10 protein-coding genes are annotated in these 16,442 nt (G+C 36.1%); all 10 read right to left on the bottom strand.

All coding sequences use genetic code 11. The annotated features are described in order from the left end of the window. Positions 1-39: 39 nt before the first annotated feature. The 10 genes from ruvB to nrfD all read right to left on the bottom strand — a co-directional run bounded on the left by ruvB (position 40) and on the right by nrfD (position 16,433). Positions 40-1,062 (bottom strand): Holliday junction branch migration DNA helicase RuvB, encoded by a 1,023-nt coding sequence (gene ruvB / locus Q5N74_RS14610; protein WP_304389662.1) that lies wholly within the window; start codon positions 1,060-1,062, stop codon positions 40-42. 196 nt (positions 1,063-1,258) lie between these two features. Continuing rightward, positions 1,259-3,148, bottom strand: coding sequence for an OmpA family protein (locus Q5N74_RS14605; protein WP_304389661.1), 1,890 nt, complete (start codon positions 3,146-3,148; stop codon positions 1,259-1,261). Between the two features lie 18 nt (positions 3,149-3,166). Beyond that, positions 3,167-4,126, bottom strand: coding sequence for a type IX secretion system membrane protein PorP/SprF (locus Q5N74_RS14600; RefSeq protein ID WP_304389660.1), 960 nt, complete (start codon positions 4,124-4,126; stop codon positions 3,167-3,169). A 26-nt stretch (positions 4,127-4,152) separates the two neighbouring features. Further along, the gene (locus Q5N74_RS14595) at positions 4,153-9,354 is read right to left on the bottom strand and encodes a gliding motility-associated C-terminal domain-containing protein (RefSeq protein ID WP_304389659.1); all 5,202 of its coding nucleotides are present in this window, start codon (positions 9,352-9,354) and stop codon (positions 4,153-4,155) included. A gap of 235 nt (positions 9,355-9,589) precedes the next feature. After that, positions 9,590-11,380, bottom strand: a complete 1,791-nt coding sequence (locus tag Q5N74_RS14590; RefSeq protein ID WP_304389658.1) for a cbb3-type cytochrome c oxidase subunit I — start codon at positions 11,378-11,380, stop codon at positions 9,590-9,592. Positions 11,381-11,408: 28 nt separating this feature from the next. Then, positions 11,409-12,476 carry a cytochrome c oxidase subunit II gene (locus Q5N74_RS14585; protein WP_304389657.1) on the bottom strand — a complete coding sequence of 356 codons (1,068 nt, stop codon included), beginning with the start codon at positions 12,474-12,476 and terminating at the stop codon, positions 11,409-11,411. A 30-nt stretch (positions 12,477-12,506) separates the two neighbouring features. Further along, a complete protein-coding gene (locus tag Q5N74_RS14580) occupies positions 12,507-13,862 on the bottom strand; it encodes a quinol:cytochrome C oxidoreductase (RefSeq protein WP_304389656.1) in 1,356 nt (451 codons plus the stop codon). Between the two features lie 22 nt (positions 13,863-13,884). Beyond that, positions 13,885-14,436, bottom strand: a complete 552-nt coding sequence (locus Q5N74_RS14575) for a cytochrome c (protein ID WP_304389655.1) — start codon at positions 14,434-14,436, stop codon at positions 13,885-13,887. A 5-nt stretch (positions 14,437-14,441) separates the two neighbouring features. Further along, positions 14,442-14,972 (bottom strand): DUF3341 domain-containing protein, encoded by a 531-nt coding sequence (locus tag Q5N74_RS14570; protein ID WP_304389653.1) that lies wholly within the window; start codon positions 14,970-14,972, stop codon positions 14,442-14,444. A gap of 3 nt (positions 14,973-14,975) precedes the next feature. Then, positions 14,976-16,433, bottom strand: a complete 1,458-nt coding sequence (gene nrfD / locus Q5N74_RS14565) for an NrfD/PsrC family molybdoenzyme membrane anchor subunit (protein WP_304389652.1) — start codon at positions 16,431-16,433, stop codon at positions 14,976-14,978. Between the last annotated feature and the right edge of the window lie 9 nt (positions 16,434-16,442).

Below are 16,442 nucleotides of genomic sequence, written 5' to 3'. Positions count from 1 at the left end.
GAATGATAAATGTACGAAAAAATTTATTAACAGGTGAATTTAGAATAGCCCACCTTGTATAGGTCCTTTTATTTTTCCTAAATGCTTATAGGCTAACTCGGTTACTTCGCGCCCACGAGGGGTTCGCATAATAAAACCTTGTTGTATTAAAAAGGGTTCGTAAACTTCCTCTATAGTTTCGGAACTCTCACTTACTGCAGTTGCTATAGTAGATATACCAACAGGGCCCCCTTTAAACTTTTCTATGATGGTGGTTAATATTTTATTATCCATTTCATCCAAACCAAAAGCATCTACATTCAATGCTTCTAGAGCATATTTTGCAATTTTAATATCAATGCTTCCATTGCCTTTTATTTGGGCAAAATCACGTACGCGACGCAATAGTGCATTGGCAATACGTGGTGTACCTCTACTTCTTCCTGCTATTTCTATAGCAGCTTCCATTGAAATTGGTACATTTAAAATAGAAGCACTTCGCTGCACAATGGTTGATAATAATTCGGTATTATAATACTGTAAACGACTTTGTATACCAAAACGAGCACGCATAGGCGATGTTAACAACCCCGAGCGTGTGGTTGCTCCAACAAGTGTAAACGGATTTAAATTTATTTGAACCGAACGCGCATTTGGACCAGACTCTATCATGATATCAATCCTAAAATCCTCCATGGCCGAGTATAAATACTCTTCTACAATGGGACTTAATCGGTGTATTTCATCAATAAATAACACATCGCGCTCATCAAGATTGGTTAACAAGCCTGCTAAATCACCTGGTTTGTCTAAGACAGGGCCTGATGTTATTTTAATACCAACATTGAGTTCGTTTGCTAGAATATGAGCCAGTGTGGTTTTTCCTAATCCAGGAGGACCATGAAACAAGGTATGATCTAAGGCTTCGTCTCGTAAATTCGCTGCTTGAACAAAAACTTTAAGGTTCTCCAATACTTGGTCTTGCCCCGCAAAATCATCAAAAGACAAGGGTCTTAACTTCTTTTCGACGTCTAATTCTTCTGGAGAAAAATTTTCGTTTGTTGGGTCTAGGTTTTCGTTCATAGCTACTTCCCGCGAAAGCAGGAATCTTTTTATTACTTAAAGATTTCAGTAAAGTGGTTCCATGAGTTTACTACGACTTCACGAAGTTTAAACTATGGAATAACATTAAAAGCAAATATAAACAAAAAGCCTTTCCCAAAAAGGAAAGGCTTAGTAGATAATTTATTTTGAGATTCCTATTTTCACAGGAATGAAGTTAATTCAAGATTGTAAACTCACAACGTCTGTTTATGTCGTACTCCTCATCTTTACAAATACCTTCCTTCATACATTCATTAAGTGGTTGCATTTCACCATAACCAATACTTTTTAATCGGTTTCGCTCGATGCCTTTACTTACTAAATACTCTAAAGTTGAAGCCGCACGACGTTTAGACAGTTTTAAATTATACTGGTCGTTACCACGCGCATCGGTATGTGCAGATACTTCAATTTCCATAGATGGGTATTTTTTCATTAAATCTACCAGCACATTTAAAGTAATGGCAGCGTCTTTACGAATTTTAGATCTATCAAAATCAAAATAAATTTTATCTAATTCTACTTGCACTTCACCTTTTTCGTTTTGTTTCACACGCTCTTCAGCATCGGCAAACGATTCTAAAATTAAATAAATGTTATGCTGAATTTTTCCTTTACTATCGGTTGAAAATTCTACGTCCTGCGGAATATAAGCTTTACGCGTTCCTCGAATTTTATACTTTTTATTTGGTTCAATTTTAAATAAATAGTCTGCTTTTGAACCTACAATAGAATCTTGTAGCACATTTCCAGCATCATCAAATAAAGTAACTAAGGTTCCTGAAAGTAATTCTTGACTATTTTTATCTTGCACTACACCTTCAACCAAATACTTGGTTAAAATGTTTTCTTCTCTTGCGAAACCAAACAACCTATCAAAGCCACTTCTATTTGAAGTTACAAAGCCTTTATTGTCCTTTTCTCTTATAGAATATGCAAAATCATCTAAATTACTATTAATGCTAGCTCCTAAATTAACAGGTTTATCAAAGCTTCCGTTTACAGAATTACTTCTAAAAACATCTAACCCACCGTAACCTAAATGACCATCTGAAGCAAAATACAATACATCTAAATCGCTTATAAATGGAAACTGCTCGCGGTGTTTAGTATTCACTTTTGCACCTAAATTTTCTGGGGTTCCGTAAGTACCATCATCATTAACAGATACTTTATAAATATCAAAACTCCCTAGGGTTCCTGGCATATCACTCGCAAAATAAAGCGTTTTACCATCTTTACTTAGCGCAGGGTGTTCACAACTGTAAGTATTAGAATTGAATGGTAATTCTTGTACATGCGTCCAAGTGCCATCTACTAATTCAGCTTTAAAAATTTGAATATGTGCAATACGTTCTTCTTCCGTTTTAGTTCGGGTACTTCTGGTTCTATTAAAATACATGGTATTCCCATCGGCACTGAACGTGGCATTACTTTCGTGAAAATCTGTATTGATTTCATCTGAAAAAGGAACAACATTTTCTAAAACTCCAGCATCTGATAAGGTGCCTGAATACAGATCTAAATACGGTAAATTATTCCAAGAATACGACGGATTTTCGGTGTTTCTAGTAGAAGCGAAAGCCACTTTATCATCCCCATAAAACGTTAAACCAAAGTCGCTATTGGTAGATGTTTCATTTGCTATTTTTGCTAACTGAAACGTATGAGGTGTCGTTTTATCTGTTAACTCCATAAAAGCAGCGGTATTTATCTTTTTATTGTAATACCTGCTTAATTGCGCATCGGCCTCTTTATAGTTTTGAACGCCTTTTAAGGCCTGCCCGTATCTAAAATGAAACTCGATATCTATAGAGTCGCCATAATTAACAAACAGCTCTCTATAGGTCTTAATGGCCTTTTGAAGGTGTGCGTTGTAATAATAACTATCCCCTAAATTTTGAAGTACTTCTTGGGTTCGATCTTTGGTTTCGTACATTTCCGCAGCTTCAACATAAGCTCTCATTTCAAAAAGCTTATTGGCTCGTTTTATATTTCCTTTTTGCGCTAGTGCTATTCCACTAACTAATAAAAGGCTTGCAAGTATGTATATCTGTTTTTTCATCTTTATAGTCTTTATAAGTTAGAAGAATCTAGGTGAACGATCGTAACCGCCTTTAAGTCCGAATAAATCAATATCAAACAAAATGAATATTTCGTGAGAACCCGAGTTATAATCGCCCAAGTTGGTAGTTGTAAAATCGTAGGCATATCCAATTTTTAAATCGGGCTTCACTCTAAAACTTACCAAACCACTTATGGCATCGTCTAAACGGTAACCCAAACCTGCTTCTAGTTTTTCATTAATTAAAACATTAGCAGTAAGATCTAAAGCTAAAGGCGCCCCTTGAACCGATTTCGCCATAAATGCTGGTTTAAATTTTAGGTTTTCATCTATATCGAACACGTAACCACCTGTTAAATAGTAGTGAATACTTTGAACACCTGTGGCTTTAACACCATTTTCAGTTTCAATATGTTTGGCATTCAACATATTAGGAGCAGACAAACCAATATAGTAATTATCGGTAAAATAGAAAGCACCTATACCCACATTTGGGAACATTTTATTGATGTTCTCATCAAAAGCCTCATCTGTTGATGCACTACCCGACTGCAAACTAAAGCCATCAAAATTCACATTAAAAAATGTAAAACCAGCTTTAAGACCTAATGATAATTTACCACCGTCTAGTCCCATAGGTAACACATAAGCAAAATCTGCATAGATGTTGTTTTCTTGAACTACATCGCCTAAATTATCGTTGGTAAACGAAATACCAGCTTCTATTTTCTCATTAATGGGTGTGTGAGCAAAAAAGGTTCCTGTTTTAGGTGCTCCTTCAAGGCCTACCCATTGCGTTCTGTATAGACCACCCATGCTTAAAATGGCTTCATCGGCCGTGGCATAAGCGGGGTTAATAACGCTCATGTTGTACATATACTGTGTAAACTGAGGGTCTTGCTGCGCAAAACTTTGTAAAGACATGAATGTCAATCCTATGAAAGCAGCTATTTTATGATATATATTTAAATTTTTCATGATTTCTAAATTTTGTTTATCTAAAATTATCTGCTTAAGTATAAATGGCCTTGTTTTGGCTTGGTCTTTCCGTCGTTAAAATTGAAAATGTAATAGTACATTCCCACTGGTAACTGGCCTTTTACAGCTGTTCTTGATTGATTTGACTTCCCATCAAAACGTGGTGTTGACACATTCCCTTTATAAACAATATTGCCATAGCGGTTATAAATTTCGATTTCAAAATTCGGATATAAAATGGCTACATTATCAACATCGTAAGTATCATTTTTTCCATCACCATTAGGAGAAAACCCATCTGGTAAATTAGGGATACCACAAGAGGTTAAGTCTGGAGTCACTGCTAAACGCACACTACTTTCACATCCTGAAGCAGCATCAATAAGTGCCACATAATATGTTGTTAAATTAGTAAGTGTTGTTGAGCTGCTTATTACCGATCCATTAACATCGGCATCATACCAAACTACATTATTATTAACTGTATTCGATTCCGTTAAATTATCGCTTAAATCATTGATTGTAGGAGTATCATTAATACAATATTCCACACTTGCATTTTTTATTGTAGGTGTTGGTGCATCGTTAATGATTACATTAATTTCAACACTTGCAGAAGACTCACAACCCGAGCTATTCGTTTGTGTTGCAAAATAATCTTCTCCATGTATCAACACATCAGTTGCTGCTAATGATGTAGTTAAGGTCGCGTCGGTATACCAAATAACGGTACCTGTTGGACGAATACTCGATGCTAAATCTGCTACCGTTGGGTTATTAACTAAACAGTAAGAAGGATTAGGCTCTAATACTATTATTTGAGGTGAATCATTAACTGTTACCGTAATTTCTGCACTCGAATCTGGTGAACAAGGTGCAACCGCTGTAACGGTATAGATATAAGCACCCGCTGTATCAACACTTGGGTCGAAAACACCTGTTCCACTCGTTAATGCTGGCGACCATGTTCCACCACTTTGTGCCCCTGTTCCTAAAAGTGGAAATAAATCTGTTTCTCCTTCTATTACACAAATAGCAACTACATTATCAGTTCCTGCATTTGGAGCAAGCGTAACCGATACAACCACATCGCTACTTACAGTACCGCAAGCATTTGTTAAAGTATAAGTATAAGTTCCTGCTGTGTCTACTAAAGGATCGAAAATACCTGTTCCGCTAGCCATCGCTGGAGACCAAGTACCACCAGCATCGGCACCACCTAAAAGTGGAAATAAATCGGATGTTCCATTATTACTACAAACATCTAGTGTATTATTGCTTCCTGGATTTAAAGGCGCATCAATAGTTACTGTTACAACCGTACTTGCATCTACACAAGGTGACGTTGCAGTTACTACATATGTAAATTGATAGTTTCCTGGGGCGACACCTGAAGCATCAAAAATATTTCCAGATAAGGCACTTGTTCCGTCTGTATCTTCCCATGTTCCACCAGCATCTTGTGTCTCATCTAGTCCTGTAACTAAATCAATCGCACTATTCGTATTACAATCTAACACTGGAATCGCAATTCCAGAATTTGGAGACATATATACAGCTGCAGTAACCTGTGTTCTAACTGAAGATTCGCAACCCGAAGTAGCATCTGTTTGAGTTGCAAAATAGGTTTCTCCATGCACTAAAGCTGTTGTTCCTGCTAATTCCGCTCCTCCAGTTGCATCGTCGTACCATTTTATAGTGGTTCCTGTTGCAACTAATTCTGCAACTGTCGCTGTATCACAAAACTCTTGTACTGCAATTGCTTCTGGTGCTGGTGTATCGTTAATTATTATAGTTACTGTTACCAATTCGTCATCACAAGTTCCAATGGCATCCACATCAAATGTGAAATTATATGAACCTGCTACAAGACCATCAATAGTTACTGAATTTCCAACCAAAGCTCCTGACGCATTATCATCACTCCAAACACCTGTTTGATCTTCACCAGTTAACTGCTCAAACAAATTAAATGTTTGCCCTGAGGTAACATCTGCTAAACAATATACCAGAGGACCGTTAACTGTACCAGATTCTGGAGCATCATCCACCCTAACTAGAACGGTTGAGCTATTTTCACAACCATTAGCATCTGTAATGGTATAGGTGAAATTATATGAACCAATATCTAGCAAGGTTAAATTAACATCACTTCCGCTTAAAGCGCCTGAAGTATTATCGTCAGACCAAGTTCCTCCTGCATCTTCACCTGCAAGTTGTGCAAATAAATCTAATGGTGAATTGACTGCTAATTCATTCTCACAAAATATAGCTGGCGTTGGTGTGCCGGTAACTGGTAAAGCATTTATAGTTACTAATACCGTTACTAATTCGTCGTCACAACTTCCAACAGCATCTACATCATAAGTGAAATTATAATCTCCTGGAATGAAACCAGATAAATCGATAGGGTTTGAAACCGCTGTTCCTAAATTGTCTGAACCTGAAAACCAAGTTCCTGTTACATCGGCTCCTGTTAATAAATCGAACAAATTATAACTTGCTGGTGCCGAACCTTCACAGAATGCTACTGGTGCATTTACTGTACCAGATTCTGGAGCATCATCCACTCTAACCAGAACGGTTGAGCTGTTTTCACAACCATTAGCATCTGTAATGGTATAGGTGAAATTATATGAACCAATAGCTAGCAAATTTAAATTAACATCACTTCCACTTAAAGCGCCTGATGTATTATCGTCAGACCAAGTTCCTCCTGCATCTTCACCTGCAAGTTGTGCAAATAAATCTAATGGTGAATTGGCTGCTAATTCATTCTCACAAAATATAGCTGGCGTTGGTGTGCCGGTAACTGGTAAAGCATTTATAGTTACTAATACCGTTACTAATTCGTCGTCACAACTTCCAACAGCATCTACATCATAAGTGAAATTATAATCTCCTGGAATGAAACCAGATAAATCGATAGGGTTTGAAACCGCTGTTCCTAAATTGTCTGAACCTGAAAACCAAGTTCCTGTGACATCGGCTCCTGTTAATAAATCGAACAAATTATAACTTGCTGGTGCCGAACCTTCACAAAACGCGACTGGAGCATTTACTGTACCAGATTCTGGAGCATCATCCACTCTAACTAGAACGATTGAGCTGTTTTCACAACCATTAGCATCTGTAATGGTATAGGTGAAATTATATGAACCAATAGCTAGCAAAGTTAAATTAACATCACTTCCACTTAATGCGCCTGATGTATTATCATCAGACCAAGTTCCTCCTGCGTCTTCACCTGCAAGTTGTGCAAATAAATCTAATGGTGAATTGGCTGCTAATTCATTCTCACAAAATATAGCTGGCGTTGGTGTGCCGGTAACTGGTAAAGCATTTATAGTTACTAATACCGTTACTAATTCGTCGTCACAACTTCCAACAGCATCTACATCATAAGTGAAATTATAATCTCCTGGAATGAAACCAGATAAATCGATAGGGTTTGAAACCGCTGTTCCTAAATTGTCTGAACCTGAAAACCAAGTTCCTGTTACATCGGCTCCTGTTAGTAAATCGAACAAATTATAACTTGCTGGTGCCGAACCTTCACAGAATGCTACTGGTGCATTTACTGTACCAGATTCGGGTGATGGTTCTACTGTAATTGTTATTGCTTCTGTATCCGAACAGGTTCCGTTATCAATAGTATAGTTAAAAGTATAAGGACTTCCCACAACTGTTAATCCTGAAATATCAATCGAATTGGCTACAGTTACATTGTTAGCATCTGTCCAAGTACCACTATTATTATCTTGTGATCCGTCTAAAGCTGTAAACAAATCGAATGGTGAATTCGCTGCTAATTCATTTTCACAAAACGTTTGATTAACCGCTATTCCTGCATTTGGATCTGCTAACACGGTCACTTGAACAGTAGTAGACTCTTCTGGACATGGATTTGGTAATAAGTTTTGTGTATATGTAAAATTATAGGTGCCTGGTATACGACCTGTTAAATCTATTGGGTTTGAAACTGTAGGGTCTGAACTTAAAGTTCCTTCCGTCCATTGGCCGTTAGGGTCTTCATTATCTAATAAACTTGATAAATCAAACGAAGCCGGTAATTGAGATTCACAATACATAGCTGGATTACTCGCAGCAACCGTTCCTGAACTTAATGTTTCATATACTTGAAACGTTACAGTAGACATTTCGTCTGGACAAATACCTGTACTTGGTACTAAATAGGTAAACACATAGGTGCCAGCCGTTGTTAATGTGGAAATATTCACAGTACCTAAATAGCCATTTGAAGTAGTTAATGGTCCTGACCACGATCCTGATCCCGAAGCATCTGGCGTGCCACCCAATTCATCAAACAAATTAAAATCATTAGTTGGTAAACTATCATTACAATATTCTGATGTGCTAGGGTCACCTGCATCTACAGGAATATCGATAATAGCTGTAACAGCAATGGCATTACTTACACAGAAAATATCATCTACCTGTACATAATATGTTTCTCCATTTACTAAAGGAGTTAATGGTGATAAAGCTGGTTGAATAGGCTCTCCTGAACCATCCACATTCTCATACCATTTAAAATTTGTTGAAGTCGTACCTGGGTCTAAATTACCAACCACAGGGTTTGAATCTTCACAAAATTCTTGCGGAGTAGCTGGTGTTGGGTCTGCAGGCGCATTAAACACACCTACTTGGCCAAATTCTATTTGACTTCTACAACTAGTACTATCTACAAATACAATATAATAATTTGATGCACCTGAAGTTAAAGGATCACTAGGGTTTGCTTGATTCGTTAAATTAAAATCATAATAAACGGCAACTGAACCACCTGAAGGAATACCTACTTGTAACACATCATCAATATACGTTTGAATTGTAGCATTATCATTACTACAATAAAGACGGTCTAAGTTTTGTCCAGAAGGATTCACTTGAAAATCAACAACAATTGATTCTCTAGCACCACACGTACCAGAACTGTTATCAGCGTAATACGTCCCTTCTTTTACTAATTGATTCGGATTAAAGGCACTACCACCTGTACTATTAGCATACCAAGCAATACCCGATGTACTTGAGGCGTATGCATTTAAGTTGTTAAAAGTGAATTTTGCAGCATCACAGATGGGAGGTGGATTAGGATCTGCAATAGTAGGACATTGTGCAAAGCATGATATTGATGCCCATAAAAACATCAAAAGAATTGATGTCATTTTAATGACTTTCCTAGATAAGTAGTTTGTTATCATAGTTGAAATAGATTAGAATCATTTTGTTAATAGCCCGTTTTAATTTACGTAAGATAAACGCTATAAATTCATTAATAGAATTAATCTTATTTATTTAAAAACAGTGCAATTTAACTGATTTTTTTGTATTTCAACGATTTTCAAAAGATTATTTTTACAACTTAACGAAATAAATACGCTTTTAAACAAAAAACTCATCTACAAGAGATGAGTTTTTATTATTTAATATGATTTTTTAGTGTTGAAGTTCCTCTTCACCTTCCTTTAACGGAACGTTTTGAGGTACAAAATCTACATCATGACCTGGTTTACTGTAATCATATGCCCAACGGTGAACGTGAGGAATATCTCCTGGCCAGTTTCCGTGCATATGCTCTACAGGTGTTGTCCATTCTAATGTAGTAGAACTCCATGGATTTTGAGTAGCTTTCTTTCCGAAGAAGATGCTACTGAAAAAGTTATATAAATATACGATCTGTACTACTCCACCAACTAAAGCAAAAACAGTAATGATAACATTTACATTTGCTAAATCGTCAAATAATGGGAAGTTCGTGTTTGTATAATAACGACGTGGTAAACCAGCCATACCTATAAAGTGCATTGGGAAAAATACCCCGTAAGCACAAATAGCAGTAATCCAGAAGTGAATATAACCTAAGTTTTTATTCAACATACGACCAAACATTTTTGGATACCAGTGGTAAATACCAGCAAACATTCCATAAAGTGCAGATATACCCATTACCAAGTGGAAGTGAGCTACCACAAAATATGTATCATGTACGTTAATATCTAAAGCACTATCACCAAGAATAATTCCTGTTAAACCTCCAGTTATGAATGTTGATACAAATCCAATAGAGAATAACATGGCAGGGTTCATTTGTAAATTCCCCTTCCAAAGTGTCGTTATCCAGTTAAAAGCTTTTACTGCAGATGGTATTGCAATTAATAAGGTTGTAAATGTAAACACAGACCCTAAGAATGGATTCATACCAGAGATAAACATATGGTGACCCCAAACGATAGTCGATAAAAATGCAATCGCTAAAATAGAAGCAATCATCGCACGATAACCAAAAATAGGTTTACGTGAATTTGATGCCATAATCTCAGATACTAATCCCATGGCTGGTAATATTACAATATATACCTCTGGGTGACCTAAGAACCAAAATAAGTGTTCAAACAATACTGGAGAACCACCTTGATAGTGTAGCACTTCACCTTGAATGAATATATCTGATAAGAAGAATGATGTTCCAAAACTTCTATCCATGATTAATAATAATGCAGCAGATAACAATACAGGAAACGATATAACACCAATTATAGCTGTTACAAAAAACGCCCAAATTGTAAGTGGTAATCTTGTCATAGACATCCCTTTTGTACGCAAGTTAATTACAGTAACAACGTAATTAAGAGATCCCATTAAAGATGAAGCAATAAAAATAGCCATAGAAACTAACCAAAGAGTCATCCCCATCCCTGAACCACCTTGTGCCATTGGTAGCGCACTTAATGGTGGATAGATTGTCCATCCAGCTGCTGCCGGACCTGCTTCAACAAATAATGAAATAACCATGATAATACTAGAAAGGAAAAACAACCAGTAAGAAACCATGTTTAAAAATCCTGAAGCCATATCGCGTGCTCCAATTTGCAATGGAATTAATAAGTTACTAAAAGTACCACTTAAACCCGCAGTAAGTACAAAGAATACCATGATAGTACCATGTATTGTAACCAAGGCTAAATAGATATCGGCATCCATAACACCTTCTGGTGCCCATTTACCTAACAATGCTTCAAATAACAAATTAGGCTCTTCTGGCCATGCAATTTGCATACGGAACATCATAGACATTAAAACACCTATAACTCCCATAATAGTACCAGTAATTAGGTACTGCTTAGCAATCATTTTATGATCTTGACTAAATATATATTTAGTTACAAAAGTCTCTTTATGATGATGTCCGTGGTCGTCGTGAGCGTGAGTATCTTCGTGTGCTGACATAATCTTATTACGTATTTATCTTTTTTAATTAATTAACTAGAGAGTTTTTGAATTCTTTTTGCTCTTTCATCCAAGCATCATATTCTTCTTGAGTTTCTACTACAATCTTCATTTGCATGTTGTAATGAGATTTTCCGCAGATTTTATTACATAATAATATATAGTCAAACTCGTATCTATCTAAAGCTTCACCACCTTCAGCGATTAACTCTTTACTTTTTTCAACTCTTATTTTATTAATGTTTCCAACCTTTTCAACCATTTCTGCTGTTTGTCTCATCTCAGCAGTAGTTACTGTTGGTGTAAAACCAAATTGAGTAATCATACCTGGTACACAATTCATCTGTGCTCTAAAATGAGGCATGTATGCAGAGTGTAATACATCTTGAGAACGCATTTTAAATAATACTGGTCTGCCAACTGGCAAATGCAATTCAGTTGTGATAACATCATCTTGAGCATTCGGATCAGCTTCATCTAAACCTAAAATATTTGCTCTATCAATATCAATTAAACGTACATTCGATTTACCTAAGGTATTATCTGCACCACCGTAACGTGCTTTCCAGTTAAACTGTTGTGCATATAATTCAACTACTAATGGGTCATCACTTTCGTCAACTCCCATAATGTTAATCCAAGTATTCAAACCGTAGATAATCAAACCTGCTAATACAATTACTGGAATAATAGTCCAAACAGCTTCTAACTTATTGTTATCTGCAAAGAATAAAGCTTTCTTCCCTTTTTCACCTTTGTATTTAAAAGCAAAATAGTGTAATAGAAATTGCGTAATGGTTTGTGTGATAAAAATAATGACCATAGAGATCACCATTAAGTTATCAATCGTTGGTCCGTGCTCAGATGCCGAATTCGACATTAATGGCAAATCGCCCCATTGAACAAAGCATACGATGGTAATGATATAAATGAAAGCTAAAAAGCCCATCATTAAATATCCATTGATTGTATTATCCTTGTCGTTGGCAACTTGAGAATTATCGTTTTTAGCTTGTGCTAAATCGAAAATCTTTACCATTTGCCAAATGGCAACTAAAATAAATACTAAAACTATAATTGTTAATAAAGCAGTCATTGTTGTCGTTCGTCTTTATTTATAACTTAATTAATAATGAAAATCTTCACTTTCTTTTATAAAAGGATATCCTTTTACAAGTAATGGTGCTTTTGTTAAAGCTGTAAATACTACAAATATGAATAATCCAGCAAAAAGCAATACCGCACTAATTTCAGGTATACCAATAAACCATCTGTCTCCAACAGTAGCTGGCATAATCATATTGAAAATATCAATATAATGTCCGAACAAAATAACCAATCCTGCCATCACAACAAACCATGGAATACGTTTATAATCGGCATTCATTAACATTAATATTGGGAACACAAAGTTCATAACGACCATTCCAAGGAAAGGTAATTGATAACTTTTGAAACGTGTTATAAAATAAGTAACCTCTTCTGGAATATTCGAATACCAAATAAGCATGAATTGTGAGAACCATAAGTATGTCCAGAAAATACTGAAAGCAAACATGAACTTAGCAACATCATGTAAATGGTTTTCATTTACAAATGGTAAATAGTTTCTAGATTTTAGGTAAATAGTAATTAATGCAATTACGGTTATGCCACTTACAAACATACTAGCAAATACATACCAGCCAAATAATGTAGAGAACCAGTGAGGATCTACACTCATAATCCAGTCCCAAGACATCATAGATTCCGTATAAATAAAGAATACTAAAAACCCAGCTGCAATTCTAAAAGACTTCTTAAAGTTACTTTTATCTTCAGCAGTATCTTGAGCGATTGAAAATTTACGTGCAAAATGACGGTATATACTCCAACCAGCTATAAAAATTAAACCTCTAACGGCGAACCATCCAATGTTTAACCAACCTGATTTTCCTTGTATCAATTTATCATGAGCTACAACTTCAGGATCCATCCAAATAAATATATTGTAGTGACCTATAGTACCAGATGCTATGGCTATAGCTAGAACTATTAAAGCTCCAGGTAATACATAAGCTGTAATACCCTCCATAACTCTAAACAATACTGGAGACCAACCTGCTTGAGATGCAATTTGAATCGCATAAAAGGCTAAAACACCTAAAGCAATCATCATAAAGAAAAAAGCAGCTACATATAACGCAGACCAAGGTCTGTTCGCTATTTGATGCTGAACATGTTCAATATGTTCTTTGTGCTCATCTACTTGTGCGTGTGCGTCTTCACCATGGCCTTTTTCGGCTGCATGTGCATCATGACTTGGTGCTTCATGTGAAGCTTCTACTTCATGACCACCACCGTGATGAGATTCTTCTGCAAGTAAGGTTTCAACTTCTTCAAAAGATTTATGAGATGTCATAAAACCATAACCAACACCTAATGCTCCTAAAATCATTAGTATGAAAGAAAATGTCTTTAATTTATTTGAAAATGTATACATATCTATAATAATCTTGTCTATCTTACTTTTCTAAATTAGCCTTTAATTCCAACACATAGGAAACTACTTGCCAACGCTCTTCTTCTTTCAATTGGTTAGCATAAGAACCCATCGCATTTTTTCCATAATAAATAGTATGGTAAATACTTCCTGCGTTTATAGCTCTACCAGCATCGTCATAACTAGGGATACCAAGAATTTTTTCGCGTTTCACTAAGTTTCCTTGTCCGTCACCTTTATTACCATGGCAAATGCCACAATAAATATCATATAACGCTTTACCTCTTTCTGAATCTACCATTGTAGAATCTAAGGGGCTTTTTAAAGTCTCTTTTGCTACTACATACCCTTCAGTAGAATTTTCAATATCAAAAGGAACAAACCCTCTTGCTATAGACCCTTCTGCAGGTAATTGTGCTTCAACACCATTTTTAAATGCTGCTTCTCCGTAAGTTTCGTATCCAACAGATTCATACATATTTGGCATGAATTGGTAATTCGGTGCCGTATCTTTTTTACATGATACAGACACTAAAATAACTGCTAATACTAATATTTTAATTAAGCTCTTCATCTTTATTAATGCGCTTTATCAATTAAATTAATCTCAACTGCTCCAGTTTCTTTAAGCAAGCTTTCAAGTTCCTTTTCATTTCCATTTACCGCAATTTCCATTAAAAAATGGTCATCTGTAGTTCTTGGATCTGGGTTTTCAGCTTCTTTAAATGGCCACATTCTACTTCTTAAATAAAACGTTATTACCATTAAATGCGCTGCAAAAAACACGGTTAGCTCAAACATAATTGGCACGAATGCCGGCATGTTTTCTATGTAGCTAAAACTTGGTTTACCACCAATGTTTTGAGGCCAATCTTCAATCATAATGAAATTCATCATCGTGATTGCTACACATAAACCTATTAAACCATATATAAACGCTGTAATAGCGATACGAGTTGGTGCTAATCCCATGGCTTTGTCTAGCCCGTGAACTGGAAAAGGTGTATATATTTCTTCAATGTGATATCTTTCTGCCTTAACTTTTTTAACAGCAGACATTAATACATCATCATCGGTATAAATAGCGTGAATTACTTTAGATGCTTCCATTGCCTACGCTTCGTTTTTGTTATTAGTTACTTTATTCACAGAGGTTCTTGTGTCTGCTCCTGTTCCTACTAAACTATCACCTCTTTCTCTAATGTTTTTATAACGCTCACCAGATGATTTCAAAATAGTTTTCACCTCGGCTTGTGCAATTACAGGGAATGTTCTTGAGTATAATAAGAATAACACAAAGAAGAATCCTATAGTTCCAATAAAAATACCAATATCTACAAATGTTGGAGAGAACATAGTCCATGAAGAAGGTAAGTAATCTCTATGTAACGATGTTACGATAATTACAAAACGCTCAAACCACATACCAATATTTACCACGATCGAGATAAAGAAAGAGAACATGATACTTGTTCTTAATCTTTTAAACCACATGAACTGTGGAGAGAACACGTTACACGTCATCATTGCCCAATATGCCCACCAGTAAGGTCCAGTTGCTCTATTTAAGAATGCATATTGTTCATATTCTACACCAGAATACCATGCAATAAATAACTCAGTAATATAGGCCACACCTACTATAGAACCAGTAATCATAATTACAATGTTCATTAATTCGATGTGTTGCACTGTGATATAATCTTCTAGGTTACACACTTTTCTCATAATAATAAGAAGTGTATTTACCATGGCAAAACCAGAGAATACCGCTCCTGCAACGAAGTACGGAGGGAAAATAGTTGTATGCCATCCTGGTATAACCGATGTTGCAAAGTCAAAAGATACAATCGTGTGTACAGAAAGTACAAGTGGCGTTGCTAAACCTGCAAGTACCAAAGATACCTCTTCAAAACGTTGCCAATCTTTAGCTCGACCAGACCAACCGAAACTTAACAAAGAGTAAATTTTCTTTTGGAAAGGTTTCACTGCTCTATCACGTAACATCGCAAAATCTGGTAATAAACCTGTCCACCAGAATACTAGTGATACCGATAAATACGTTGAAATCGCAAATACATCCCAAAGTAACGGAGAGTTAAAGTTTACCCATAACGAACCAAATTGATTCGGAATTGGTAATACCCAGTATCCTAACCATGGACGACCCATGTGAATAATTGGGAATAAACCTGCCTGAACTACAGAGAATATGGTCATCGCTTCCGCAGAACGGTTAATTGCCATTCTCCATTTTTGACGGAATAATAATAGTACTGCAGAAATAAGTGTTCCTGCGTGACCTATACCAACCCACCAAACGAAGTTCGTGATATCCCACGCCCAACCTACGGTTTTATTCAAACCCCAAGTTCCAATACCTGTTGTTATGGTATATAAAATACATCCAATTCCCCAAAGAAAGGCTACAAGTGCTATAGAGAAAACTATCCACCATTGTTTATTCGCTTTTCCTTCTACTGGTTTAGCCACATCCACAGTAACGTCGTGGTATGATTTTTCACCTGTAACTAAGGGTCTTCTAATAGGTGCTTCGTAATGAGACGCCATAATTATATG

The organism is Mariniflexile sp. AS56, assembly GCF_030552475.1.
Classification (GTDB): domain Bacteria; phylum Bacteroidota; class Bacteroidia; order Flavobacteriales; family Flavobacteriaceae; genus Mariniflexile.
The sequence above is the reverse complement of the archived record's forward strand: the minus strand, read 5'-3'. Positions and strand labels throughout refer to the sequence as shown.

Coding starts and splice junctions, on each gene's coding strand:
- Q5N74_RS14595 (WP_304389659.1), bottom strand. CDS start 9,354: ATGATAACAAACTACTTATCTAGGAAAGTCATTAAAATGACATCAATT.
- Q5N74_RS14600 (WP_304389660.1), bottom strand. CDS start 4,126: ATGAAAAATTTAAATATATATCATAAAATAGCTGCTTTCATAGGATTG.
- Q5N74_RS14570 (WP_304389653.1), bottom strand. CDS start 14,972: ATGGAAGCATCTAAAGTAATTCACGCTATTTATACCGATGATGATGTA.
- Q5N74_RS14590 (WP_304389658.1), bottom strand. CDS start 11,380: ATGTCAGCACACGAAGATACTCACGCTCACGACGACCACGGACATCAT.
- Q5N74_RS14580 (WP_304389656.1), bottom strand. CDS start 13,862: ATGTATACATTTTCAAATAAATTAAAGACATTTTCTTTCATACTAATG.
- Q5N74_RS14605 (WP_304389661.1), bottom strand. CDS start 3,148: ATGAAAAAACAGATATACATACTTGCAAGCCTTTTATTAGTTAGTGGA.
- Q5N74_RS14585 (WP_304389657.1), bottom strand. CDS start 12,476: ATGACTGCTTTATTAACAATTATAGTTTTAGTATTTATTTTAGTTGCC.
- Q5N74_RS14575 (WP_304389655.1), bottom strand. CDS start 14,436: ATGAAGAGCTTAATTAAAATATTAGTATTAGCAGTTATTTTAGTGTCT.
- ruvB (WP_304389662.1), bottom strand. CDS start 1,062: ATGAACGAAAACCTAGACCCAACAAACGAAAATTTTTCTCCAGAAGAA.
- nrfD (WP_304389652.1), bottom strand. CDS start 16,433: ATGGCGTCTCATTACGAAGCACCTATTAGAAGACCCTTAGTTACAGGT.